Source organism: Pseudomonas sp. Irchel s3a18 (genome assembly GCF_900187535.1).
GTDB lineage: Bacteria > Pseudomonadota > Gammaproteobacteria > Pseudomonadales > Pseudomonadaceae > Aquipseudomonas.
In genome coordinates this window covers 154015-178126 of the sequence record NZ_FYDV01000011.1, presented here as the reverse complement: position 1 = coordinate 178126, position 24112 = coordinate 154015, and the positions used below count along the sequence as shown (strand labels likewise).

General features: G+C 60.1%; 22 protein-coding genes and 1 pseudogene. 13 read left to right on the top strand and 10 right to left on the bottom strand.

The window, feature by feature from the left end:
* The coding region (locus CKW29_RS16825; RefSeq protein WP_143496878.1) for a transposase at positions 1-112 on the top strand (112 nt) is incomplete at its 5' end.
* Positions 113-176: 64 nt separating this feature from the next.
* On the opposite strand, the gene oadA is transcribed toward CKW29_RS16825, so the two are convergent.
* Complete coding sequence (gene oadA / locus CKW29_RS16820) at positions 177-1985, bottom strand: sodium-extruding oxaloacetate decarboxylase subunit alpha (protein ID WP_095148851.1); 1809 nt, start codon at positions 1983-1985, stop codon at positions 177-179.
* Between the two features lie 11 nt (positions 1986-1996).
* Positions 1997-3412 carry an acetyl-CoA carboxylase biotin carboxylase subunit gene (locus tag CKW29_RS16815; RefSeq protein ID WP_095146269.1) on the bottom strand — a complete coding sequence of 472 codons (1416 nt, stop codon included), beginning with the start codon at positions 3410-3412 and terminating at the stop codon, positions 1997-1999.
* Between the two features lie 190 nt (positions 3413-3602).
* Here CKW29_RS16815 and CKW29_RS16810 point away from each other — a divergent pair, with 190 nt between their 5' ends.
* Positions 3603-4565 carry a LysR family transcriptional regulator gene (locus CKW29_RS16810; protein ID WP_095148850.1) on the top strand — a complete coding sequence of 321 codons (963 nt, stop codon included), beginning with the start codon at positions 3603-3605 and terminating at the stop codon, positions 4563-4565.
* On the opposite strand, the gene CKW29_RS16805 is transcribed toward CKW29_RS16810, so the two are convergent.
* On the bottom strand, positions 4507-4719 hold the full coding sequence (locus tag CKW29_RS16805) for a PA3496 family putative envelope integrity protein (protein WP_095146267.1): 213 nt from the start codon (positions 4717-4719) through the stop codon (positions 4507-4509). The two genes, CKW29_RS16810 and CKW29_RS16805, sit on opposite strands and share 59 nt — an antisense overlap.
* Before the next feature lie 270 nt (positions 4720-4989).
* On the bottom strand, positions 4990-5856 hold the full coding sequence (hexR, locus tag CKW29_RS16800) for a transcriptional regulator HexR (protein ID WP_025131545.1): 867 nt from the start codon (positions 5854-5856) through the stop codon (positions 4990-4992).
* Between the two features lie 351 nt (positions 5857-6207).
* Between hexR and CKW29_RS16795 the strand changes: the two genes are divergently transcribed.
* On the top strand, positions 6208-6546 hold the full coding sequence (locus tag CKW29_RS16795) for a hypothetical protein (RefSeq protein WP_095146266.1): 339 nt from the start codon (positions 6208-6210) through the stop codon (positions 6544-6546).
* Positions 6547-6615: 69 nt separating this feature from the next.
* Here CKW29_RS16795 and CKW29_RS16790 read toward each other — a convergent pair whose 3' ends face one another.
* The gene (locus tag CKW29_RS16790) at positions 6616-9486 is read right to left on the bottom strand and encodes a GGDEF domain-containing phosphodiesterase (RefSeq protein ID WP_095148849.1); all 2871 of its coding nucleotides are present in this window, start codon (positions 9484-9486) and stop codon (positions 6616-6618) included.
* A gap of 260 nt (positions 9487-9746) precedes the next feature.
* Between CKW29_RS16790 and uvrD the strand changes: the two genes are divergently transcribed.
* The 4 genes and pseudogenes from uvrD to CKW29_RS16770 all read left to right on the top strand — a co-directional run bounded on the left by uvrD (position 9747) and on the right by CKW29_RS16770 (position 14035).
* The gene (gene uvrD, locus CKW29_RS16785) at positions 9747-11930 is read left to right on the top strand and encodes a DNA helicase II (RefSeq protein WP_095148848.1); all 2184 of its coding nucleotides are present in this window, start codon (positions 9747-9749) and stop codon (positions 11928-11930) included.
* 66 nt (positions 11931-11996) lie between these two features.
* Positions 11997-12434 (top strand): annotated as a pseudogene (locus CKW29_RS16780) (EamA family transporter); the annotation flags it as partial.
* Between the two features lie 180 nt (positions 12435-12614).
* The gene (locus CKW29_RS16775; protein ID WP_095146263.1) at positions 12615-13490 is read left to right on the top strand and encodes a Tim44 domain-containing protein; all 876 of its coding nucleotides are present in this window, start codon (positions 12615-12617) and stop codon (positions 13488-13490) included.
* A gap of 137 nt (positions 13491-13627) precedes the next feature.
* Entirely contained in the window at positions 13628-14035 is a 408-nt protein-coding gene (locus CKW29_RS16770; protein ID WP_095081169.1) for an SMI1/KNR4 family protein, read from the top strand.
* Between the two features lie 21 nt (positions 14036-14056).
* Here the strand turns inward: CKW29_RS16770 and CKW29_RS16765 are convergent, their stop codons facing one another.
* Entirely contained in the window at positions 14057-15820 is a 1764-nt protein-coding gene (locus CKW29_RS16765) for a cation:proton antiporter (protein WP_095148847.1), read from the bottom strand.
* Between the two features lie 252 nt (positions 15821-16072).
* Here CKW29_RS16765 and CKW29_RS16760 point away from each other — a divergent pair, with 252 nt between their 5' ends.
* Complete coding sequence (locus CKW29_RS16760; protein ID WP_095146261.1) at positions 16073-16573, top strand: acyl-CoA thioesterase; 501 nt, start codon at positions 16073-16075, stop codon at positions 16571-16573.
* A gap of 114 nt (positions 16574-16687) precedes the next feature.
* Here CKW29_RS16760 and pdxY read toward each other — a convergent pair whose 3' ends face one another.
* On the bottom strand, positions 16688-17560 hold the full coding sequence (gene pdxY, locus CKW29_RS16755) for a pyridoxal kinase PdxY (RefSeq protein WP_095148846.1): 873 nt from the start codon (positions 17558-17560) through the stop codon (positions 16688-16690).
* A gap of 114 nt (positions 17561-17674) precedes the next feature.
* Between pdxY and CKW29_RS16750 the strand changes: the two genes are divergently transcribed.
* Positions 17675-18076: a DUF3301 domain-containing protein gene (locus tag CKW29_RS16750; RefSeq protein ID WP_095081163.1), complete on the top strand. Its 402-nt coding sequence runs from the start codon at positions 17675-17677 to the stop codon at positions 18074-18076.
* A gap of 13 nt (positions 18077-18089) precedes the next feature.
* On the opposite strand, the gene CKW29_RS16745 is transcribed toward CKW29_RS16750, so the two are convergent.
* The 3 genes from CKW29_RS16745 to zigA all read right to left on the bottom strand — a co-directional run bounded on the left by CKW29_RS16745 (position 18090) and on the right by zigA (position 21010).
* Positions 18090-19061: a GTP-binding protein gene (locus CKW29_RS16745; protein WP_095148845.1), complete on the bottom strand. Its 972-nt coding sequence runs from the start codon at positions 19059-19061 to the stop codon at positions 18090-18092.
* 99 nt (positions 19062-19160) lie between these two features.
* Complete coding sequence (locus CKW29_RS16740) at positions 19161-19802, bottom strand: DUF1826 domain-containing protein (protein WP_095148844.1); 642 nt, start codon at positions 19800-19802, stop codon at positions 19161-19163.
* Positions 19802-21010: a zinc metallochaperone GTPase ZigA gene (gene zigA / locus CKW29_RS16735; RefSeq protein ID WP_095148843.1), complete on the bottom strand. Its 1209-nt coding sequence runs from the start codon at positions 21008-21010 to the stop codon at positions 19802-19804. Before zigA ends, CKW29_RS16740 begins: the two co-directional genes overlap by 1 nt.
* A 99-nt stretch (positions 21011-21109) precedes the next feature.
* Here zigA and CKW29_RS16730 point away from each other — a divergent pair, with 99 nt between their 5' ends.
* The 4 genes from CKW29_RS16730 (at position 21110) to CKW29_RS16715 (ending at position 24108) form a co-directional block, all read left to right on the top strand.
* Entirely contained in the window at positions 21110-21487 is a 378-nt protein-coding gene (locus CKW29_RS16730) for a glutamine synthetase (RefSeq protein WP_095148842.1), read from the top strand.
* Positions 21488-21575: 88 nt separating this feature from the next.
* On the top strand, positions 21576-22472 hold the full coding sequence (gene folE2 / locus CKW29_RS16725) for a GTP cyclohydrolase FolE2 (RefSeq protein ID WP_095146254.1): 897 nt from the start codon (positions 21576-21578) through the stop codon (positions 22470-22472).
* Entirely contained in the window at positions 22469-23029 is a 561-nt protein-coding gene (locus CKW29_RS16720) for a DapH/DapD/GlmU-related protein (RefSeq protein ID WP_095146253.1), read from the top strand. The genes folE2 and CKW29_RS16720 overlap by 4 nt, the downstream gene beginning before the upstream one ends.
* Before the next feature lie 167 nt (positions 23030-23196).
* Positions 23197-24108 (top strand): His/Gly/Thr/Pro-type tRNA ligase C-terminal domain-containing protein, encoded by a 912-nt coding sequence (locus CKW29_RS16715; protein WP_095146251.1) that lies wholly within the window; start codon positions 23197-23199, stop codon positions 24106-24108.
* Positions 24109-24112: the final 4 nt, after the last annotated feature.

Sequence of the window (24112 nt, the reverse complement as noted above, 5' to 3'; positions counted from 1 at the left end):
GTTGGAAGGTATCAACAATCGAATAAAGGTCATCAAGCGGGTGGCGTACGGTTACCGGGATAGCGAATTCTTTTTCATGAAGATCAAGAGCGTCTTTCCCGGTAATCCGTGAAGAACCAAAAAAAAGGGGAGCACATGCCCCCCCGAGGTAAAACGTTGCAGATGAAGGCGTTGTATCAGCCTTCGATCTCGATCAGGATCTCGCCCGGGTTGACCCGGTCGCCCTTGGCCACGTGAATGGCGGTGACCTTGCCGGCGATGGCCGATTGAACTTCGGTTTCCATCTTCATCGCTTCGGTGATCAGCACGGCCTGGCCGGCTTTCACGGTGTCACCCTCCTTGACCAGCACATCGACGATGTTGCCCGGCATGGTGGTGCTGACATGGCCCGGCGCGCTGGCCTGCTTGCGTTTGCTGCTGCCACCGCCGACAAATTCGTTGAGCGGTTCGAACACCACTTCTTCCGGCATGCCGTCGATGGACAGGTAGAAGTGACGCTTGCCTTCAGCCTTGACGCCGACACCCGTGATGTCGACCCGGTAGGTTTCGCCGTGCACGTCAATGACGAACTCGGTCGGTACACCTTCGCCACCGGCCGAGGCAACGCCGCCGGCTTCAGGAATCGGCAGCAGCACTTCGGGGGTCAGGGTGCCGGCTTCGCGCTCTTCGAGGAACTTGCGCCCGATGTCCGGGAACATCGCATAGGTCAGTACGTCTTCTTCGGATTTGGCCAACGCGCCGATTTCACCGCGCAGCTTGGTCATTTCCGGCTTGAGCAGGTCAGCAGGACGCACGTCGATCACTTCTTCGCTGCCGATGGCCTGGCGGCGCAGTTTTTCATCGACGGTACCCGGCGCCTTGCCGTAGCCGCCCTGCAGGTACAGCTTCACTTCGTTGGTGATGGTCTTGTAGCGCTCGCCGGCCAGCACGTTGAAGAACGCCTGGGTGCCGACGATCTGCGAGGTCGGGGTCACCAGCGGTGGGTAGCCAAGGTCTTCGCGAACCCGCGGGATTTCCGCGAGCACTTCGCTCATGCGGTTCAGGGCGCCCTGCTCTTTCAACTGGTTGGCCAGATTGGAAATCATCCCGCCCGGCACCTGATTGACTTGGACACGGGTGTCGACCGCCGTGAATTCGCTTTCGAACTGGTGGTACTTCTTGCGCACGGCGTAGAAGTACAGGCCGATCTCTTGCAGCAGTTCCAGGTTCAGACCGGTATCGAACTCGCTGCCCTTGAGGGCGGCAACCATCGATTCGGTACCCGGGTGGCTGGTGCCCCAGGCAAAGCTGGAGATCGCGGTGTCGATGTGGTCGGCACCGTTTTCGATGGCCTTGAGCTGGCACATTGCAGCCAGGCCGGCGGTGTCGTGACTGTGGATGAAGACCGGCAGCGATTGCTCGGCTTTCAGCGCCTTGACCAGCTCGCCAGTGGCGTACGGCGTCAGCAGGCCGGCCATGTCCTTGATCGCCACCGAGTCGCAACCCATGGCTTCCATTTGCTTGGCCTGGGCCACGAACGCGTCGATGGTGTGCACCGGGCTGGTGGTGTAGGCAATGGTGCCTTGGGCGTGCTTGCCGGCGGCTTTTACCGCTTCAATGGCCACCCGCAGGTTACGCACGTCGTTCATGGCGTCGAAGATGCGGAACACGTCGATGCCGTTGACCGCAGCCTTGGCGACGAAGGCTTTGACCACGTCGTCGCTGTAGTGGCGGTAGCCCAGCAGGTTCTGGCCGCGCAGGAGCATTTGCAGGCGAGTATTAGGCAGCGCCGCGCGCAGTTTGCGCAGACGCTCCCACGGGTCTTCCTTGAGGAAGCGCACGCAGGCGTCGAACGTCGCGCCACCCCAGCACTCCAGCGACCAGTAGCCGACCTTGTCGAGCTTGTCGCAGATCGGCAACATGTCGTCAGTGCGCATGCGGGTCGCGAGCAGCGATTGGTGAGCGTCGCGCAGGATAGTGTCAGTTACATGAATTTTCTTGGACATTGGAATATTCCTCACAGGCCTGCGTGGGCGGCGATGGCGGCGGCGATGGCCAGGGCCAGCTCTTCGGGTTTGCGCTTGATCGAGTAGTTGGTCAGCTCAGGGTGGCTTTCAACGAAGCTGGTATTGAACTGGCCGCTACGGAATTCCGGGTTACGCAGGATTTCCTGGTAGTACGCGGCCGTGGTCTTGACCCCTTGCAGACGCATGTCGTCCAGGGCTCGCAAACCACGGTCCATCGCCTCTTCCCACGTCAGCGCCCACACCACAAGCTTAAGGCACATGGAGTCGTAGAACGGTGGAATGGTGTAGCCGGTATAGATCGCCGTGTCGGTGCGCACGCCGGGACCGCCGGGCGCGTAGTAACGGGTAATCTTGCCGAAGCTGGGCAGGAAGTTGTTTTTCGGGTCTTCGGCGTTGATCCGGAACTGCAGCGCGAAACCGCGATGCTGGATGTCTTCCTGCTTGACCGACAGGGGCAGGCCGGATGCGATGCGGATCTGCTCACGGACAATGTCGATGCCGGTGATTTCTTCGGTGATGGTGTGTTCCACCTGCACCCGGGTGTTCATCTCCATGAAGTACACCTCGCCCTCGGCGAGCAGGAACTCCACGGTACCGGCGTTCTCGTAACCCACGGCCTTGGCCGCGCGCACCGACAGGTCGCCGATGTAGGCGCGCTGTTCAGGGGTCAGTTGCGGGCTTGGCGCGATCTCAATCAGCTTCTGGTTACGACGCTGGATCGAGCAGTCACGCTCGAACAGGTGCACCACGTTGCCGAAGCTGTCGCCGAGGATCTGCGCTTCGATGTGCTTGGGGTTGACGATGCATTTTTCCAGGAAGACTTCCGCCGAACCAAAGGCCTTGGTGGCTTCGGAAATCACCCGCGGGAATGCCTGTTCCAGTTCTTCACGGCTGTTGCAGCGACGAATGCCACGGCCGCCGCCACCGGAGGTAGCCTTGAGCATCACCGGATAGCCGATGCGATCGCCTTCGACCAGGGCTTCTTCGATGCCCGCGACGTTGCCTTCGGTGCCCGGCGTGACCGGCACGCCGGCCTTGATCATGCTGCGACGGGCTTCGGTCTTGTCGCCCATGCGGCGGATGACTTCGGCCGACGGGCCAATGAACTTGATACCGCGCTCGGCGCAGATATCGGCCAGCTCGGCGTTTTCCGACAGAAAGCCATAGCCTGGGTGCAACGCATCGCAACCGGTTTCCACGGCCAGGTTCACCAGCTTGCGCGGGTTCAGGTAGCCGGCCAGTGGCTCGGCACCAATGCTGTGGGCCTCATCGGCGCGCTTGACGTGCAACGCATGGCGATCGGCGTCGGAATAGATCGCGACCGAACGAATGCCCATCTCGGCGCAGGCACGTACGATTCGTACGGCAATTTCACCACGGTTGGCGATCAGGATCTTTGTTATCACTTGGAGTTTCCCTTGAGCCGGTTGCTACCCACGACCCCTAGACTGGGTCGGCGCGTGACTAAATGCTTCAAGCCAGTCGCACAGTCACACTATCCCGCTCAAGGGATTAACAAAAATCAATAATAATTGGGTCAGGCATAAGCAAAGACTTATAGTTGAACCACCAGCCTCCGGCCAGAGTCAGCATAAAATGCGTAAGTCCTTGATGCGTATGACATTACGTCAATTTCAGATCTTCAATGAAGTCTGTGATTTGCGTTCTTACAGCCGTGCAGCCGACGAAATGTCGCTCACACAACCGGCTGTTAGCCTACAGATGCGTCAGCTGGAAGAGCTGATTGGTCAACCTTTGTTCGATTACGTCGGCAAAAAGCTCTACATGACCGAGGCCGCTGAAGCGTTACAGCGCGCCAGTCGAGACATTTTCGGGCGCCTGGAAAACCTCGATATGCAGCTCTCCGACATGCAAGGTTCCTTGCAAGGCCAGCTGAAACTGGCGGTGGAATCCAGCGCCAAGTATTTCGTACCGCACTTGTTTGCCGCATTCAAGCGCCAACACCCGGAAGTGAACCTGCAGCTGACGGTGGTCAACCGTGGGCAGGTGATCCGGCGCCTGTCCGATAATCGTGACGATCTGGTGATCATGTCCATGGTGCCCCAGGACATGGGGCTGGAGTTCTTGCCGTTCCTCAACAATCCGATCGTCGCCGTGGCGCCACCGGATCATCCACTGTGCCACATGGGACCACTGCGCCTGCAGGACCTTGAGCCCTACACCCTGCTGCTGCGCGAACCCGGCTCCGGAACACGCCTGGCGTGCGAGGAGTACTTCAAAGAGAAGCGCGTGCACTTCAACCAGACCCAGGAAGTCTCGTCAGCCGAAGCCCAGCGCGAATGCGTGGTGGCGGGTCTGGGCGTGGCCCTGTTGACGCGCCACGCCCTGAACCTTGAGTTGGCGACCGGCGGACTCAAGGAGCTGCCGGTCGAAGAGCTGCCGCTGTTTCGCAGCTGGTGCCTGGTGCAGGCCAAAGCCAAGCGCCTGTCACCGGTCGCGCATGCGTTCCTGGGGTTTATCCGCAGCGAACGCGTGCAGATCAGCGCGCTGGTTGAGCGCTTCGACGCGAAGCTGCCGGTGTTGCCTGCCAGTAATTGAGCTCACCACTGTCGGGAAAATCGCCGATCTCGGCCAGAAGCTGCCGGCGTTCGCAGCGATCTTCGATCGCACGGCGAAACTCCATGCGGCGCTGGTCTTCCTGCTGACGACGGGTTTTGACGGCGCTGTTGCGTTCTTCGTAGGGCTGGGCCATTTCGAGTCTCCCAAGGCGAGTACGGGAGTTTCAAGATAGGCGCGGGGGATGACGGTTTGGCGGCGGGCGGGTTACAGACTGATGAAATCCACAGGGTGACACCGAACCTGTGGCGAGGAAGCTTGCCCCCATTGGGCAGCGAAGCGGCCCCAAAATCATGCGACGCGGTGACTCAGGAGGGTCGTGTCAGCCGGGGTTGCGACTGCTGCGCCCGAGCGCGGACTGGCCGACAGGGGCAAGACCCCTCGCCACAAAAGCTGCACGGCAAGGTCAATCGTCCAGCGCTTTCACCGACTTGGGCGACAGGCGCAGGCTGCGAAGGCTGCGCTTGACGCTCTTGAGGTGGTTCACCAGGCTCGGGCCACGCGCCATGGCCACGCCCATGGCCAAGACATCGATCACCACCAGGTGCGCGATACGCGAGGTCAGCGGTGTATAGATTTCGGTGTCTTCATGCACATCGATCGCCAGGTTGACGGTCGACAGTTCGGCCAAGGGGGTCTGGCTCGGGCACAAGGTGATCAACGACGCGCCGCTTTCGCGCACCAGGTTGGCAGTGATCAACAGGTCCTTGGAACGCCCGGACTGGGAGATGCAGATCGCCACGTCGGAGGGTTTGAGCGTGACCGCCGACATCGCCTGCATGTGCGGGTCGGAATAGGCCGCTGCCGTCAGCAGCAACCGAAAGAATTTATGCTGGGCATCCGCAGCCACGGCACCAGAGGCGCCAAAACCATAGAACTCGACGCGCTGAGCCTGCGACATGAGCGTCACCGCCCGCTGCAACTCCACCGGATCGAGCTTCTCGCGAACCTCCATCAGGGTGTGCAGGGTGGTGTCGAAGATTTTCAGGCTGTAGTCGGCGACCGAGTCGTCTTCATGGATCGCGAACTGGCCGAAGCTCGCACCCGCCGCCAGGCTTTGCGCCAGCTTCAGCTTCAAGTCCTGGAAACCCGAACAGCCGATGGCGCGACAAAAGCGCACGATGGTCGGTTCGCTGATACCAACGCTGTGGGCAAGATCGGCCATGGAGCTGTGCATCACTGCCGCAGGGTCAAGCAGCACGTGGTCGGCAACCTTGAGTTCCGATTTGCGTAACAGGTGGCGAGACTGGGCGATATGTTGCAACAGGTTCAAAGGGCAGGACTCATTGTTATGGGCTGGCGCCGGAGATGTAGCAAGCTTGTAGTTATACTACAAGAATCCGCTTTTTGCCTGCCCAATGCGTAACTCCATGTCCCCACCCTGCGCCCTGCGCGCCTGATGTAGCACTCAAAGCCACCACTCAAGCCCTTGGCGGTCAAAAAACCTCCAATGCAGTCAACCACCCACCCCACCGACAATGACTGACCCTATCAACAGTCCGGTCCCTCCCTCCTCAAACACAGCGCCTTACAAACGCATTACTTATGTATCGCGCTTCTCTCGCCCACCACGCGGATATTGAGCGTGCAGGACACCAACTATTGATGACAGGAGTCAACAACCATGAGCATTACAACACGTGACTGGACAGCCCACAGGGACCTGATGCCGGGCGCCACCCCTTCCTTTCGAGTCAATGCCACCGTCAGTGTTGCCCACCCGGGCATTACTCCTAGGCTGCGACTGATTTCAGTGAAACATATCGATAAGACCGACGGCGCCAAGGCATGTGATCTATGGCTGGAGCTGACACTTGAGAGCGCCGATGGCATTTTTGCGCAGGTGGTGACAGACAAAGTCGTTACCTTCACCAATACGACCCATGCGGATGCCACCGGAGTCAGCATCTACCACGAATGCAAACTGCTGCAGCAGATTGATGAAGTCGTGGAAACCCATTAAGCACGCACTCTGCCTTTCCTGCTGTCGGATCGCTTGACGATCCGGCAGCCATTGCACCGAACTCCAGCTCTAGGGCCCAGCATCCTGGTCGCGCAGCAGGCCGGCAAATCTGTCGGCCTCCACCGGCCGGCTGATCAGGTAGCCTTGCACCTCATCACACCGCTCGGCCTTGAGAAACGCCAACTGCTCCTCGTGCTCAACGCCTTCGGCCACCACCTTGAGCGACAATCCATGAGCCATGGCAATGATCGCCCGGGTGATCGCCGCGTCGGCACCGCCCTCGCCCAGCCCGCGGATAAATGCCTGATCAATCTTCACGTAGTCCACGGGAATGCGCTTGAGGTAACTCAGCGACGAGTAACCGGTGCCAAAGTCATCGATGGCCAGCTTCACCCCCAGGTCACGCAGTTGCTCAAAGGTGGCGATGATGTGTTCGACGCTGTCGAGCAACTGGCTTTCCGTCAGTTCCAATTCCAGGTAGTGCGGCGCCAGGCCGGTTTCTTCCAGCACCTGACGCACCAGGCTGACCAGCGTACCCCGCCGCAACTGGTGCACCGACAGATTGACCGAGACTCGAATCGGTTCCAGTCCCTGGCGTTGCCACTCGCACGCCTGCCAGCAGGCCTGGCGCAGCACGAACTCGCCAATCGGCCCGATCAGGCCTGTTTCTTCCGCCAGGCCAATGAACGCTCCCGGTAGCACCCAGCCCATGGTCGGATGGTCCCAGCGCACCAGCGCCTCGGCGGCATTCAGCCGGCCAGTGGCGAGACAGCGCTTGGGTTGGTAGAACACCTTCAACTGATGCTCTTCGATGGCCTTGCGCAGCTGATTTTCCAACTGCAGGCGCTCAAACGTGCTGGTCTGCAGGCTGTCGGTGTAAAACTGAAAATTGTTCCCGCCCAGGTGCTTGGCATGCTGCATGGCCATGTTCGATTGGTTAATCAGCACCGAGATCTCCCGGGCGTTGTCCGGCAGCAGGCTGATACCCATTGATGCACTAACCACCAGTTCATGACCTTCGACGGTCAGTGGCAAGCGCAGCTTGGTCGACAACCGGGTCGCCACGCGCGCCAGGCTCGACAGGTTGCCGTAGGCATCAAACAGCACCGCAAACTCATCGCCCGACAGACGCGCGATGGTGTTCGCTTCCGGCAATGCGTTGACCAGGCGTCGCGCCATTTTCTGCAACAACTGGTCAGCCACGTCATGGCCCAAGCTGTCGTTGAGCAATTTGAAACGGTCCAGATTGATGTGCAGCAATGCCAGGCTGCGCCCACCCCGCCTGACCCGTTGGTGAGCTTCATGGAGCCGCTCGCGGAACAAGGCGCGATTGGCGAGCCCCGTCAACTCGTCGTAGTGGGTCAGGTTGCGCATCCGCTCTTCGGATTCGCGGCGGGCAGACAGATCAGCGAAGAAGCCCACGATATGACTGACGTTTCCTCGAGAATCGCGCACCACGTTCAGCTGTAGCCATTGTGGATAGAGCTCGCCGTTCTTGCGCGCCTCCACCAACTCGCCCTGCCAGGTACCCTGGGCTTCCAGTGCCTGATGAATGATCGGGTAGTGCCGGCGCGCATCGCGGCTGCACGGCAACTCGACCACATTGCGCCCCAGCAGGTCCTCGATCTGATAGCCGGTCACCCGGCTGAACGCCTGATTGACCGCGATCAGCGCGTAATCGGGGTCAAAAATCACGATCCCTTCACTGGCCGCCTCAAACACCGTCGCCGCCAATTGCCGTTGCTCTTCCAGGTCCTTGCTGGCGCTGATGTCGCGCCGAGTGCCGACCATTCGCAGGACCCGCCCGCTGGCGCTGCGCTCCACGGCTCGCCCACGGTCTTCGATCCACACCCAGTGGCCATCACCATGACGCACACGGTATTCGATCTGATAATCCTCGGTGCGCCCCTTCAAATGTTCCACCAGCGCCCGTCGTAGCGCGGGCAGGTCCTTGGGGTGCAGACGCGGTTTCAGGTGCCGGAGCATGGCCGTGATGAATTCCGGCTCCAGCCCGAACAGTTCCTTGAGCTGGGTGTGATGCACTTCGTCGGTCTGCAGGTTCCAGTCCCAGAGCCCCAGCTCACTGGCCTTCAACGCCAGCGCCAGCCGCGCCTCGCTCTTGCTCAAGGCCTGATTGGCGGCATCCAGATCAAGGCTGCGTTGAGCCACGCGGTTTTCAAGACCGACCTGGGCCTCCCGCAGCTCTTCTTCGGCCTGGCGGCGCTGCTCGACTTCCCGCGCCAGCGCCTGATTAAGCCGTTCACTGCGACTTTGCGCCTGCTGCAGATGCTCGATCAGCGCCTGATTCTGGAAGCGCCGCATCATGCCACGCTGGATCAACCGGTTGACCTGCCAGGCCACCACGCTCAGGGAGCCCAACAGAATGAGCCCGAGCCAGCCCCAGCCCTGCTGCCGCTCATCACCGCCCCAGAACAGATAGCCAATGGCGGGTAACAGACATGGCAAGGTAAAGGACAGGAAAGCCGGGAGGCTGACCGCATAGGCGACGCTGGCCGACAGTGTGGCGGCGCCAATCAGGCCGAATACCCAGGCTTGTTGCAAGAAACTGTCGGTGGGCACCAGGGCGATACCGGCGGCAGCCAGGGTCAGGCCGCTCACGGCCGAGCCCAGCAAAAACATGCGGTGCCAGATGGGTTGCGCCTGGCGACCGGGTATCGCCGAATCGAATGCGGCAACCTGAATCACCCGCAACGCCACCAGCGCCAGCAACCACACCAGCCAGACGCTCACCAGCCAATAGCGCTGCGGACTCCAGAGCAATCCGGCGCAGACCAGCCCATTGATCAACATGAACAACGTGGGCAGCAACGAGCCCTGATACAGCAGACGTGTGCGTTCGACCGCCATCTCCATGGCGTACTGCTTGCGGATAACCTGCGGTTCCACAATGGGCCCCGGCAGACTGGAGCTGAGGGTCATAGGCAATATTCTTGTTTTTATGAGGGTGGGCGTGCAGGCCCGAAACGTCGACGGAGCATACACAAGCTATGCCCCGGACCAAACTGATCCAACGCACAAAATCGACGAAACCAATGGGCTTGCGAAACCGCTCGAAACCCCAGAGCCACGGCCTGTCAGGGCTGCTGACGAGTGACCGGCCGGTCGCCCTTGGCGTATCTTTCATCGGTTAATGCAACGCTCGGTTTGCCCGGTGTGACGCAGCACCCTAGAATGCGCTGATGCGCGATGATCTCTCCCTTCTGCTGAACTCCCTCAACGATGCCCAACGTCAGGCCGTAGCTGCCTCCGTGGGTCGTCAGTTGGTCCTGGCCGGTGCTGGTTCCGGTAAAACCCGTGTGCTGGTGCACCGTATCGCCTGGTTGATCCAGGTCGAAAACGCCTCGCCACACTCGATCCTGTCGGTGACCTTCACCAACAAGGCCGCTGCCGAGATGCGTCACCGCATCGAGCAGTTGATGGGTATCAACCCGGCCGGCATGTGGGTCGGCACTTTCCACGGCCTGGCGCACCGCCTGTTGCGGGCACACTGGCAGGAAGCCGGCCTGAGCCAGACCTTCCAGATCCTCGACAGCGACGACCAGCAACGCCTGGTCAAACGGGTGATCCGCGAACTGGGACTGGACGAGCAACGCTGGCCGGCCCGTCAGGCCCAGTGGTTCATCAACGGGCAGAAAGACGAAGGTCTGCGCCCACAACACATTCAAGCCAGCGGCGATCTGTACCTGGCCACCATGCGCAGCATCTACGAGGCCTACGAGGCCGCGTGCCTGCGCGCGGGCGTCATCGACTTCTCCGAACTGCTGCTGCGCGCCCTCGACCTGTGGCGCGACCACCCAGGCCTGTTGGCGCATTATCAAAAGCGCTTCCGCCACGTTCTGGTCGACGAGTTCCAGGACACCAACGCCGTGCAGTACGCCTGGTTGCGACTGCTGGCCAAAGGCGGCGACAGCCTGATGGTAGTGGGTGACGACGACCAGTCGATCTACGGCTGGCGCGGCGCGAAAATCGAGAACATTCATCAGTATTCGGCCGACTTCCCGGACGCGGAAGTCATCCGCCTGGAACAGAACTACCGCTCCACCGCCGGGATTCTCAAGGCCGCCAACGCCTTGATTGCCAATAACACCGGACGCCTGGGCAAAGAGCTATGGACCGATGGTGGCGAAGGCGAGGCCATCAATCTCTACGCCGCGTTCAACGAACATGACGAAGCACGCTACGTGGTGGAAACCATCGAAAGCGCGCTGAAAACCGGCATAGCCCGCAGCGATATCGCGATTTTGTACCGCTCCAACGCCCAATCACGAGTTTTGGAAGAAGCGCTGCTGCGCGAGCGCATTCCGTACCGTATCTATGGTGGCCAACGCTTCTTCGAGCGGGCGGAGATCAAGAACGCCATGGCCTACCTGCGCTTGCTCGAAGGGCGCGGCAATGATGCGGCACTGGAGCGGGTGATCAACGTTCCGGCCCGTGGCATTGGCGAAAAAACCGTCGAGGCCATCCGTGACCACGCCCGCCACAGCGATGTGTCGATGTGGGAAGCCATGCGCCAACTGATCGCCAACAAAGGCCTCACCGGTCGCGCGGCCGGTGCCTTGGGCGCGTTCATCGAGTTGATCGAGAACCTGGCGGCCAAGACCACCGAGATGCCCCTGCACCTGATGACCCAAACGGTCATTGAGCAGTCCGGCCTGATTGCCTACCACGAAGCGGAAAAAGGCGAGAAAGGCCAGGCACGGGTAGATAACCTTGAGGAACTGGTCAGCGCGGCGCGCAACTTTGAAAGCGCCGAAGAAGACGAAGACCTGACGCCATTGGTCGCCTTCCTCGGCCACGCCTCACTGGAGGCCGGCGACACCCAGGCCGACGAGCATGAAGACAGCATCCAACTGATGACCTTGCACAGCGCCAAGGGCCTGGAGTTCCCTTATGTGTTCCTGGTGGGCATGGAAGAAGGCCTGTTCCCGCACAAGATGAGCCTGGAAGAGCCCGGCCGTCTTGAAGAAGAGCGTCGCCTGGCCTACGTGGGCATCACCCGTGCCATGCAAAATCTGGTGATGACCTACGCTGAGACCCGACGCTTGTACGGCAGCGAGACCTACAACAAGGTGTCGCGCTTCGTCCGCGAAGTGCCGAAGGGCCTGATCCAGGAAGTGCGGCTGTCCAACAGCGTCAGCCGTCCGTTTGGCGGTGGCCAGAAGCAGAATTCGAGCAGCCTGTTCGCGGGTACGGAAATTCCGGAAACCGCGTTCAGCCTCGGCCAGCAAGTCCAGCATGCGGTCTTCGGCGAAGGGGTTATTCTCAACTTTGAAGGCGCCGGCGCGCAGGCCCGAGTGCAAGTGAACTTCAGCGAAGGCAGCAAATGGCTGATGCTCGGCTACGCCAAGCTGGAAGCGGTCTAGTCCTGCATGGCTGATCGTTCCCGCGCTCTGGCCGGGAACGGTCAACCCCAGTAGAAGGCACAAGACATGGGCTCGGGCTTCTTTTCTTCCTGGACATTCTGGGCTCTGTTATCGGCGGTGTTTGCCGCCCTGACCGCGATTTTCGCCAAAGTAGGCATCGAGAACGTCAACTCCGACTTCGCGACACTACTGCGCACCGTGGTGGTCCTGGTCAGCCTGGCCTTGATTTTGTACGCCACGGGCCAATATCAGTCCCTGGGATCGATATCCACCAAAAGTTACCTGTTTCTCCTGCTGTCCGGGCTGGCAACCGGTGCTTCGTGGATATGCTACTTCCGGGCGCTGAAACTCGGACCCGCCGCGCTGGTAGCCCCGGTGGACAAGCTCAGCGTCGTGCTGGTGGCGGTACTGGGCGTGATCCTGCTGGGCGAGAAGCTCGACCTGCGCCAATGGGGTGCAATCGGCCTGATCACGACAGGCGTGATCCTGTTGGTGTTACGACGCCAAGCGACTTTCCCGCTGAGCCAATCCAATTGTCCTATGGACAAAAGTACATACCCGTCTTGTGCCGATCGAGCTGAATACAGCCTGTCAGGCAAAAGCCCGAAACACTCTGCCGCTAGCCAGTAACACTTCACCTGTGCAACATGGCGCGCGTGCCATCCACAAATGGGAATTCCCTTTATGAAACGTTTTCTTAGCATCGCCATGGCGTTGTGCATCGGCCTGACGATGAGCCTGGACGCCAACGCCAAGCGCTTTGGTGGCGGCAAAAGCTCCGGCGCTGCGCCGACGCACCAGACTAGCCAAATGGCCCCTTCTTCTCCTGGCATGGGCGGCGCCGCCGCGACTGCCGGCGCCGCCGGTGCCGCTGGCGCTGCCGCCAAGGCCGGTGGTGCTTCGCGCTGGCTCGGCCCTCTGGCCGGTATCGCGGCAGGTGGCCTGCTGGCCTCCATGTTCATGGGCGGTGGCTTCGAGGGCATGCAGATCCTCGACATCCTGATCATGGCCGTCCTGGCCTTCGTTATCTTCCGTTTCATCGCCGCTCGTCGCCGCAAGCAACAAGCGCACATGGCCCCTGCCGGCCACGCGCCAATGCAGCGTGAAGCTTTCGAACAGAAGCCATCCATGGGGTCGATCTTCGGTGGCTCAGCAGCCCCCGCTGCCGCTCGTCCGGTGATCAATGCTCCGGCCTGGTTCAACGAAGAGCGCTTCATTGAAGCGGCGCGCAGCCACTTCCAGTCCCTGCAACAGCACTGGGACGCCAACGAAATGGACAAGATCAGCGAGTTCGTGACCCCGCAATTGCTGGAGTTCCTCAAGCGAGAACGTGCCGACCTGGGTGACGGCTTCCAGTCGACCTACATCGACAACCTCACCGTTCAGCTGGACGGCGTGGATGATCGTGCCGACAAGACCATCGCCACCCTGACATTCAGCGGCGTGTCGAAAACCTCGCGTTTCGACCAGGGCGAAGTGTTCAGCGAAAGCTGGAACATGGAACGTCCGCAAGGCGAGAACCAGCCTTGGCTGGTGGCCGGTATCCGCCAGAACGGCTAATACCGCTCCCGCGGTTGCCTGCAGCACATAAAACCCCAGCCTCGGCTGGGGTTTTCTATTTCGCGGTTGCATCTATAGCAAGCTACTGTATAAACCGGCCCAACCAAACCGCGCCAATGAGCAAGAGGATCCCGGACGTGGAAGAAATCATCGAACAACTGCGTGAAGCCAACGAACCGGTACCGGTGCCCTTGGAGTTGCCTGACGAAGACCTGCTGGTGGAAATCGAAGAACAACTGTTCATCGACATCCCGTTTGTCTTCAGAGAATTCCTGCTGACGGTCAGTGACGTGGTTTACGGCAGCCTGGAGCCGGTGACCGTCACCGACCCGCAATCCCACACCTACCTGCCGGACGTTGCCGCCAACGCCTGGGACGCGGGCGTGGAGCGCAGCCTGATCCCGATCTGCCAGGATGGCGACAACTACTACTGCGTCGAAGAAGACGGCACCGTAGTGCTGTGGCTGGCCGAAGAAGAACTGCTCGCCGAAGAAACCTGGGAATCGGTGTGGCACTGGGCGCGGGACGTCTGGCTGGAGAGCTGATTGGCCGGACGCCCTGCTTGATCAATGCCCGGACGAATCCTTGTGGTTGTCCAGGGTTTCCAGCAGGGCGATCTGCATCCGTGTGTGCACACGGATGAACCAACGCCACAGCAACGCGGCCACCGCAGCTGCCACGACAGCAACCAGCACCAGCAACTTGTTGGTCGGCAAAATACTGGCCGACAAGGCTGCCAGCAGCAGGAAGATCACCAGCAGCGAGAGAATCGGGATCACTTCGGCGATCACCCGACGCACTCGCTGAGTGTGGCGGCCGGCCATCTCCGGCTTCACCCCCATTTCCGCCAGCATCATCGAGAGCGCCTTGAGCTTGCGGTATGCCGCAATCAGGAACGGCAGCGACAACAGCAACGCGCCCCCCCAGATCAACGCTTTCTGCCAGCTCGGATCGCTGATCCAGTCTTGCAGGTAAGCGGACATACGCTCGGCGAAAAAGGCCCCTGACAAAAAGATCGCCACCACCAGCGCCAGATTGACCCCCACCTGCAACAGAATCCGCCGGATCATCGATGCCAGCAGCGCACCCTCGCCCTGGGGCTGGATACTGCGCAACCATTCGCCATACATCCCCAGCACACGGCCCAGACGCTGCGGTATGACGGCTGCGAGCCTGATCGACAACGGGTCGGCCGCTCGAATCAGGTAGGGCGTCATCAACGTAGTGATCACCGAAACGGCAACGGCCACCGGGTAGAGAAAGTGACTGGTCACCTGCAGGGTCATGCCCAGCGCCGCGATGATGAACGAGAACTCGCCAATTTGTGACAGGCCCATGCCGACCCGCAGTGAAGTGCGTCCGTCATTACCGGCGATAAAGGCCCCAAGGCCACAGGACAGTATCTTGCCGAGCACAACCGCCACGGTGATCACCGCAATCGGCCAGGCATATTGCAGGAGGATGACCGGGTCGAGCATGAGGCCGATGGCAACAAAGAAGATCGCACTGAACAGGTCGCGAACCGGCTCGATCAGCCGTTCGATTTTCAGCAACTGCCGGGACTCGGCCATGATCGCGCCAATCAGGAACGCACCGAGCACCATGCTGTATTCGAGCTTGACCACCAGCAGGCAGAAACCAAAGCACAGGCCCAGTACGGTAATCAGTAGCATTTCATTGCTATCGAACCTGGCCACGTAAGCCAGCAGGCGCGGCACCAGCAGAATCCCGATCACCAAGGCCACGACCATGAACAACGAGAGCTTGCCGACGGTGGAAAACACCTCGCCCGAACTCACGGTGCCACTGACCGCGATGCTCGATAACAAGGCAATGATGCCGATGCCGAGTATGTCCTCGACGATCAGCACACCAAAAATCAGCTGGGCAAAGCGCTGGTTTTTCATCTTCAGGTCATTCAGCGCCTTGACGATGATGGTGGTCGAGGAAATCGCCAGAATCGCGCCGAGGAACAGCGAATCCATGGTGCTCCAGTCGAACCAGCGGCCGATTTCGTAACCGATCCAGATCATCAGCACGATTTCCAGGAACGCTGCAATGAACGCGGTCGCGCCGACCTTGAACAGCTTGCGCAGACTGAACTCCAGGCCGAGGCAAAACATCAGGAAAATCACCCCGAGCTCGGCCAGGGTCTTGATGGTGTCTTCGTCGTGAATGAACCCGAACGGCGGAGTGTGCGGACCGATGATGAAACCCGCGACGATATAGCCCAGGACCACCGGTTGTTTGAGCCGATGAAACAGCACGGTCACCACGCCCGCCACCAACATGATCACTGCCAAATCCTGAATGAAACTGACGGCATGCATGGCGAAGGCTCCTTGATGACGGGCTACTAAAGCCGTTTCGTGATGACCGGATCGCGAGAAAAGGCCCTTTGAGCGGGCTTTTGCAGCGTAACACCGCGACTTCTGGCAAAAAGGCGGTGCAATATATGGAAACAGATGGATTTGGGCGTGACGGCCAGCACTGGCGCGGCGTCCCGTTAAGGATGGTTTGAAAACTGTTCAAGTGCCCGTAGAGGCGCTCCCGTAATCCCTGCCTAGAACCGTGAGTGTGCTATGGAACCCGGAACCGCCCAACTGTCGATGACGGTATTGATGACCCCCGACATGGCCAACTTCTCTGGCAATGTCCACGGTGGCACCCTGCTCAAATACCTCGATGAAGTCGCTTATGCCTGTGCCAGCCGCTATGCCGGCCGTTACGTGGTGACCCTGTCGGTGGATCAGGTGATCTTCCGCGAGCCTATCCATGTCGGTGAACTGGTGACCTTTCTGGCATCGGTCAACTACACCGGCAATACCTCGATGGAGGTGGGCATCAAAGTGGTGACCGAAAACATCCGCGAACGCTCGGTACGCCACACCAACAGCTGTTTCTTCACCATGGTGGCGGTCGACGATCAGCGCAAACCCGCGCAAGTGCCGCCCCTGCAACCGCAAAACAGTGAAGACAAACGCCGGTTTGTCCAGGGCAGGCAGCGCCGCCAGATACGACAAGAGATGGAACTGCGTTATCGAGAAATAAAAGCCGACGCTTTAGCCGCATCTTCAGAATAACGTCGCTCTTCAGGCAGTCTTCGCGGGAAAACCCGCTCCGACTGTGGATTTCTGTGATGTACACAGGTGTACATCATAGAAATCCTAGGGAAGCGGGTTTCCCCAGGGGCGCCGTTAAAGGCTGATCGCTGTCGCCTCGAACTTCACCCGAGGGTGGGCAATGCGGTCCTGGGCCCGCACCAGCTCCAGCTCGTAGCTGGCGCAGGCCTGGGTTTCCAGCAGCACTTCATGCACCGCGGAGGCCGCGAACTCAAATGCGGCGACCAGGCTATCGCCCAGCAGCACACGAGCCAGGAACAGACCCGACGTCAGGTCACCCACGCCCACCGGCTGCCTCGGAAACGCCAACAACGGGCGGCGCAGGTGCCAACTGCCTTCGGCCGACACCAGCAACATCTCGAAGCTGTCCGGCAACTTGCCAGGGTAGTCCAGATGCTTGACCAGCACCGCCTTCGGGCCATGGGCCAGCAGTGCACGCGCCATCGCCAGGCAATCGAACAACGACTGTGGTTTACGCCCGGAAAAGCTGTCCAGCTCAAGCTGGTTCGGGCACATGAAATCCGCCACGGCGGCCGCTTCATCCAACAGGAAGTCGCTGACCTCGGCGGGCACGATACAGCCCTTCTCCGCATGCCCCATCACCGGATCGCACAGGTACAACGCATGGGGGTTGATGGCCTTGATCCGCGCCACACCGCTGAGGATCGCCCGCCCTTGTGCCGCGCTGCCCAGGTAGCCCGACAATACCCCATCGCAGTTGCCCAGCTCACCAATGGCGGCAATCCCTTCCACCAGTTCTGGAATCTGCTGTGGCGCCAGTATTTCACCGGTCCACTGGCCATACTGGGTGTGGTTGGAGAACTGCACCGTGTTGAGCGGCCAGACATTCACCCCGACCCGCTGCATCGGGAATACCGCGGCGCTATTGCCGGCGTGGCCAAAAACCACATGGGACTGGATGGCGAGCAGATGAGGTGTACGTTTCATGCGGGATTTCCGTAAACCGATTGAAATTCGAGCCGCGCAGTATGCGACTAAACGCAGCCTGTACGACAGACCAATGTCGCAGTTAAGCTGACGCTAATTAGTGGAGTTCTGTTGATGCTGACCCTAGGAAATATCTTCGTGCTGATGCTGCTGGCGACCGGTGCCGCGTGGCTGTGGCACAACCACGGCTTGCGTGAGCGGGCCCTGGAACGGGTCAAGCGGCATTGCAGCAAACTCGACATCGAATTGCTCGATGGCAATGTTGCGTTGAAAAAGATTGGTTTGGTCAAGGATGCCAATGGGCGACGACGCCTGGCCCGGGTGTACAACTTTGAGTTCACCGTAACGGGTGAAACCCGCCATTGCGGCACCATCACCCAGTTCGGTGCCCATAGCGCGCAAATCGAACTGGCGCCCTACCCGGTTCCGTTCGAAGAAAAACCGGAGCCACCCATCCGTGCCGAGGTCATCGAGCTGAGCCAGTGGCGCCAGGACCACAACAAGTGGCGTGACTGACGCCTGCACAGCCTTACTCGGGGCTCACCCGACAGCTGGCCAAGCTCTCCTGCAGGTCGTTGACGTCCTGCGGGGCCTCGAAAATCAACTCGAGCCGCGAATCCTGACGCCATTCACTGGGCTTCCACAGCAGTGCCGCGTTATCCAGTTCATTGGCAGAAACCCAGCCCTCGTCGCTGTGGATAACCAGCTTGGCCCGACGCCAATTCAATGCCTGCAGGCATGCCTGGACCCGTTCGAGATCGAACGTCTGCCCCGGATGCCAGCGCCAGCCGATGCTCCAGCCACCGTCCTGCTGCTGACTCAGGCAAATCGGCTGTGCCGGATCCGTCCAGACCGCCGGCATCTGCCCCAGGCCGTTGGGTACAGGGATGTTATCCACACTGGTAGTCGCCCGGCTCCCCACACCCGGCAGCTCACTCAACGCCAACTGCCCCTGCTGCGTCCACAGCATCGGGCGCTGCGGCAACTGGTCGACAATCCGTTGGCGATCGCCCTGGCTGAGCGACTCCGCCTTGTTCAACAGCAACAATCCAACGCTCGGCAGTGCGTCCTGCTGCGAGGGTGGCAATGGCTTGCCAGCGGCCAGCGCCTGGGCATCGAGCACCAGGATGCATGGCTGGACCGCCAGTACACCCTGCCACGGCGCTTGGCTCAACTGCCTGAGCAACTGCGCCGGGTGCCCCAGCCCGGAGGGTTCGATAAACAAGCGATCCGGCCGTGACTGACGCAACAACCGCCCAAGGCCGATCTGGAACGGCGCACCGTTGACACAACACAAGCAGCCGCCGGCCACTTCACCCAAGGCGATACCGTCGGCGCCCGTGCTCAACAGCGCGGCATCGAGTCCAATCTGGCCGAACTCATTGATCAGCACCGCCCAGCGCTCTGTTTCCGGTCGCTGTGCCAGCAGGTGCTTGATCAGGCTGGTCTTGCCAGCCCCCAAGGGACCGGCAATGACATGAGTGGAAATGTTCTGCAGCATGGTTGGCGTTTTCACAGCAGAGGGAACGTCACAAGAGAATGACACCAATATGCCTGAGCCCCTGGCGATTCACTATCAAGTCCTCGCTCACACCCTGGCTCAGGCGAGCCAGTCGAGCGTCAGGATCAAGCGGCGCTCACCGGGAGCCGGTTGCGGCGACCGGTGGATCAGCCCAAGACCTTCATTGCCCTGCCACTTCTCGCCCTTGAGCACCGCCACTTCGCCACACAGCATTTGCTGGTAATCCTCGGGCTCGGCCTGGGCGTGCCCCAGTTGCTTGCGACTCATCATGTCCTCCTTGAGCCACTGGCTGCCGATGCCGGCGTATGTGGTGATCAGTCGAACCGGCACGTGATCGACGTGGAAGCGCGGGCACATGGCTTTATCCAGCACCCGCACACGCACCCCGATGCGCCGGGCCCCGAGCAAACAGGCAAACGCGCTGATCAGCCATGAGACATCGGCGATAAAGCCTGTGTAGCCCTCAAGATCACTGAAGCAGGCCGCCAGACTGCGCAGGTCAGGTTCCTCCTCGTCCGTCGCCAACTCCACCACCAGCGACTCGGCCAGCGGTGGGTTCCGGGACACCACCAGTGCGCCGAAATCAGCGATATGGACCGGCAACCGGCGCTGCCAAAGGGCAAGGTTGGTACCGTCTTCGAGTATTTGCGCCAAGACCTCAGGGGATTGGCCCGCGACCTGACGGATCATCGGGTATGCCTCGGCCATCGACGCCAGCATCACGCGGCCTCCTCGTCGAACCAGGGACCGAACGGGTCGGCCATCAGCCGCCACCCCTCAACGCCCAGCGCCATTTCGTCATCGCTGAGCAGGCACTCATCAAGGTCTGCAGTGAGCCGGGGGAAATCGACATTCTGACCGATGAACACCAGTTCCTGACGGCAATCTCCGGTGGCAACCGTCCAGTTCGCCATGATCGCTGCGGTGCTCTCCTGATCCTGTGGCCACTGGGTTTTCGGCACAAACCGCCACCAGCGGCCGGCGAACCCGTGACGCATCAAACCACCGGCCTGGGACCAGCTACCGGCGTCCTGGTGTTTGCTGGCCAGCCAGAAAAAACCCTTGGAGCGCAGCAGTTTTCCGTTCACCCAAGGGCGGTTGATGAAACTGAAAAATCGCTGGGGGTGAAAAGGCCGGCGTGCCCGGTATGCCATTGAGGCGATGCCGTATTCGGTGGTTTCCGGCACATGTTCGCCGCGCAGTTCCGTCAACCAGCCTGGTGCCTGAGCGGCCCGTTCAAAGTCGAAGCGGCCCGTGTTGAGGATCTTGTTCAGCGGCACCTCGCCCATCACCATCGGGATAATCTGCGCCTGTGAGTTGAGGCGTTCGAGGATCGCCATCAACTCCTCCCGGTCGGCGCTGCTGATCAGATCGATCTTGCTGATCAGCAGCACGTCGGCGAATTCGATCTGTTCGATCAGCAAATCGGTGATCGAACGCTCATCCTCGTCACCTAGGGTTTCCCCGCGCGAGGCCAGGCTTTCGGCCGCCTGGTAGTCGACCAGGAAGTTCATGCCATCGACCACAGTGACCATGGTGTCGAGTCGTGCGATATCGGCCAGGCTTTGACCCTGGTCATCACGAAAGGTGAAGGTTTCCGCCACCGGCAGCGGCTCGGAAATGCCGGTGGACTCGATCAGCAAGTAATCAAAGCGGCCATCCCGGGCCAGCTTGCCAACCTCTTCGAGCAGGTCTTCGCGCAGCGTGCAACAGATGCAGCCGTTACTCATCTCGACCAGTTTTTCTTCGGCACGATTCAGGCTGACATCACGCTGAACCTCACTGCCGTCGATGTTGATTTCACTCATGTCATTGACGATCACCGCCACCCTAAGGTTGTCGCGGTTGCGCAAAACGTAGTTCAGCAGGGTGCTTTTTCCGGCACCGAGAAAGCCGGAGAGCACGGTAACGGGGAGACGGTTGGGCATCAGGTGTTCCTCATCGGGAGCGGCCAGTCGAACGAATCTACAATGTTATAGTATAACAATACCAATGCGCCAATCCCCCTTGCCCCCAAGAGAAACCCGATGTACATCGCCCTTAAATACTCACTGATGAGTCTTGCCCTCATGCTCACGGCCAGCGCCTTCGCCCAGGCCCCTGACCTGGCCACCTGCACACGCAGCGCCAATCTGCTGGCCTGTATGGACCGGGACGGTAATGCCTACAGCGTCGCCACGGCGGGCAACACGACCTATATGCGGGGGTTTGAAGTCAGCGGTAAACGCTATTGGGTGCAGACCAGCAGCCGCTACGGGCAACTGACCTTCTTCACCGGGCTGGCGTCCGACGGCGAAGCCTGGGTCGGCTACAGCCGCCGCGTTGGCTGGACCACCCTTAATCGGTTTTCCAGCTCCGGCGGATCCAGCGGCAAATTTACCTGCAGCCGGCTCACGGGCTGCTAGATCGGGTTCTTGGGAGCTCGAAAAAACTATCGTCGCCTTTAATGTTATTATATAACATACCCAATAATTTCCAACGATGGACCTGCCCATGAATGCGCTGACTCTGCCGGATATCGCCGCGCAGGCCTCACGCCAAGCCTTGCCACTCGACTGGGTGGGCATGTGCGGCATTGCTCTTCCTGTGGTGCTCGATGGCCAGCGCGTGAGCGCAAAAGCCGATGCGGGTGTCAGTCTTGATAACGACGAAGCCCGTGGCATTCATATGTCGCGCCTATATCTGGCGCTGGACATGCTTGAGCAAGAGCGCCTCACTCCGGCGCTAATGCGAGGTGTACTACAACGGTTTCTCGACAGCCATGCGGGCTTATCCACTTCGGCTTACCTGCGCATTCACGCCGATCTACTGCTCAAACGTCCTGCCTTGATCAGCCCGTTGGCCGGCTGGAAAAGCTATCCGATCAGCATTGAGGCTCGGTTGGAAAACCAAGTGTTCCACGTGGAACTGAACATTGAGGTGACCTATTCGTCCACTTGCCCCTGTTCGGCAGCGCTTTCACGGCAACTGATTCAGCAGCAGTTTGTCGATGACTTTGCCAATAAGTCGTTGCAGCACACCGACGTTCTGGCCTGGCTCGGCTCTTCCAGCGGCATCCTTGCAACCCCCCACAGCCAACGCAGCAGCGCACAGTTGCAGTTGTGCCTGGGTGACTACCTGGATGACCTGCCACTGATAGCGGCGATCAACGACGCCGAAGCGGCACTGGGAACCGCCGTTCAAACCGCGGTAAAGCGCGCGGATGAACAGGCTTTCGCCCTGGCCAATGGCCAAAACCTGATGTTCTGCGAAGACGCCGCACGCCGCTTGAACCGGGCGCTAAAACGCTCTCCAGGCATCAAGTCGTTCCGTCTGCGGGTCGTGCACGCGGAAAGTCTTCACGCTCACGATGCGGTGGCAGAGAGTCACTGGAACGGGGAGACCGCATGATTCGCAAGAACCCCTCCGGTGACTTGCCGTGGATTGCCGAGTCGGCCTACGTGGATAAAACTGCGATCATCTGCGGTAAAGTGGTGATCGGAGAGAATGTGTTCGTCGGCCCCTATGCGGTGATTCGCGCCGATGAAGTCGACGACTCAGGGCAGATGGAGCCGATCACTATCGGCGCCAATTCGAACATTCAGGATGGCGTGGTGATCCACTCAAAATCCGGGGCGGCGGTGACCATCGGTGAGTACAGTTCGATTGCCCACCGCTCCATCGTCCATGGCCCGTGCACTGTCGGCAATCGGGTGTTCATCGGTTTCAACAGCGTGCTGTTCAACTGTGTAGTGGGCGATGGTTGCGTGGTGCGGCATAACTCGGTGGTGGATGGCCGGGACTTGCCGAGTGACTTCTATGTCCCCTCCACCACCCGCATTGGCCCCGGCACCGACTTGTCCAGGTTCCCGTCAGTCAGTGTCAGCGCCTCGGAATTTTCCGAAGACGTCGCGCGCACCAACGTCGATCTGGTGCGCGGATACAAAGCCCTGCAGAACGAATTCTGAGCATGCATGAACAGCGCGTTGAGTGGTTGTCGATTCTCGCTCAGTACAACGAGGGTATCGGAACACATTGCAGATACACCGAACGTCTTAATGACAGATGTCAGCGTTTCCCATTACGGTTCATGCGTTAAATCCCGTTATGCGTGCAACACACAGGATCGCTAACGATGATTCATATCACTTTGCCTGACGGCTCACGGCGCGAGTACGACCAAGCGCTTTCCATTTTCGAAATCGCCGCGAGCATCAGTCTCGGCCTGGCCAAAGCCGCTGTGGCCGGACGGGTGAATGGCTCGCTGGTCGATTGTGGATTTCTGATTTCCCGTGACACGCGGGTCAGCATCGTCACGGTGCGTGAACCGGATGGACTGGAAATCCTGCGCCGCTCGTGCGCACTGTTGCTGGCGATGACGATCCGGCAGCTTTATCCCCATGCACAGGTACTAGACGGCGCAGTGGTCGGTGATGGCTTCTACTGTGAGTTTGCCCATGAGCACGCGTTATCTGCCTATGACCTGCAAAACATCGAAACCCGCATGCACACCCTGGCAGCGACCAACCATTCCATGTCTCACCTGCTGTCGCGGTACCCATCGAACCCCCTCAGGCTGAGTGAAGGGCCGCACGTGCCCTCGACCAGCGTGATTCAGGCGTTCACCCTCAACCACCTCGGCGGTACATCACGGCAACGGATTTATGGCGTGTGCTGGGCCAGCCCGCACGAGCTCGATGAATGGCGGGCACCGCAACACGTCATGGTGATGAACATTGACGAACGCCAGATCGACTACACCCAAGCCGTCACCGATGCACTGCGTCGCGCCGGTTTGCGTGCCAACTCCGATGTCCGCAACGAGCACATCAGCAGCAAGATTCGTCTGCACCGCCAGCAGGCAGTGCCCTATCTGCTAGTGATCGGAGACAAGGAACTGGACGGTGGGTTTGTCAGCTTGCGCAGCAGCGTGGGGGAGGATCTGGGGCAGATGAGCGTCGAAGCGGTATGCGAGCGATTGCGATTGGGTGTGGGGCATGACCAGGCCTTCGCTGACGAGCCCATGCCTGCAACCTCGATCGAGTAGGCAC

Coding starts and splice junctions, on each gene's coding strand:
- oadA (WP_095148851.1), bottom strand. CDS start 1,985: ATGTCCAAGAAAATTCATGTAACTGACACTATCCTGCGCGACGCTCAC.
- CKW29_RS16810 (WP_095148850.1), top strand. CDS start 3,603: ATGCGTAAGTCCTTGATGCGTATGACATTACGTCAATTTCAGATCTTC.
- CKW29_RS16805 (WP_095146267.1), bottom strand. CDS start 4,719: ATGGCCCAGCCCTACGAAGAACGCAACAGCGCCGTCAAAACCCGTCGT.
- CKW29_RS16795 (WP_095146266.1), top strand. CDS start 6,208: ATGAGCATTACAACACGTGACTGGACAGCCCACAGGGACCTGATGCCG.
- CKW29_RS16790 (WP_095148849.1), bottom strand. CDS start 9,486: ATGACCCTCAGCTCCAGTCTGCCGGGGCCCATTGTGGAACCGCAGGTT.
- uvrD (WP_095148848.1), top strand. CDS start 9,747: ATGCGCGATGATCTCTCCCTTCTGCTGAACTCCCTCAACGATGCCCAA.
- CKW29_RS16775 (WP_095146263.1), top strand. CDS start 12,615: ATGAAACGTTTTCTTAGCATCGCCATGGCGTTGTGCATCGGCCTGACG.
- CKW29_RS16765 (WP_095148847.1), bottom strand. CDS start 15,820: ATGCATGCCGTCAGTTTCATTCAGGATTTGGCAGTGATCATGTTGGTG.
- CKW29_RS16760 (WP_095146261.1), top strand. CDS start 16,073: ATGGAACCCGGAACCGCCCAACTGTCGATGACGGTATTGATGACCCCC.
- pdxY (WP_095148846.1), bottom strand. CDS start 17,560: ATGAAACGTACACCTCATCTGCTCGCCATCCAGTCCCATGTGGTTTTT.
- CKW29_RS16750 (WP_095081163.1), top strand. CDS start 17,675: ATGCTGACCCTAGGAAATATCTTCGTGCTGATGCTGCTGGCGACCGGT.
- CKW29_RS16745 (WP_095148845.1), bottom strand. CDS start 19,061: ATGCTGCAGAACATTTCCACTCATGTCATTGCCGGTCCCTTGGGGGCT.
- CKW29_RS16740 (WP_095148844.1), bottom strand. CDS start 19,802: ATGCTGGCGTCGATGGCCGAGGCATACCCGATGATCCGTCAGGTCGCG.
- zigA (WP_095148843.1), bottom strand. CDS start 21,010: ATGCCCAACCGTCTCCCCGTTACCGTGCTCTCCGGCTTTCTCGGTGCC.
- CKW29_RS16730 (WP_095148842.1), top strand. CDS start 21,110: ATGTACATCGCCCTTAAATACTCACTGATGAGTCTTGCCCTCATGCTC.
- folE2 (WP_095146254.1), top strand. CDS start 21,576: ATGAATGCGCTGACTCTGCCGGATATCGCCGCGCAGGCCTCACGCCAA.
- CKW29_RS16720 (WP_095146253.1), top strand. CDS start 22,469: ATGATTCGCAAGAACCCCTCCGGTGACTTGCCGTGGATTGCCGAGTCG.
- CKW29_RS16715 (WP_095146251.1), top strand. CDS start 23,197: ATGATTCATATCACTTTGCCTGACGGCTCACGGCGCGAGTACGACCAA.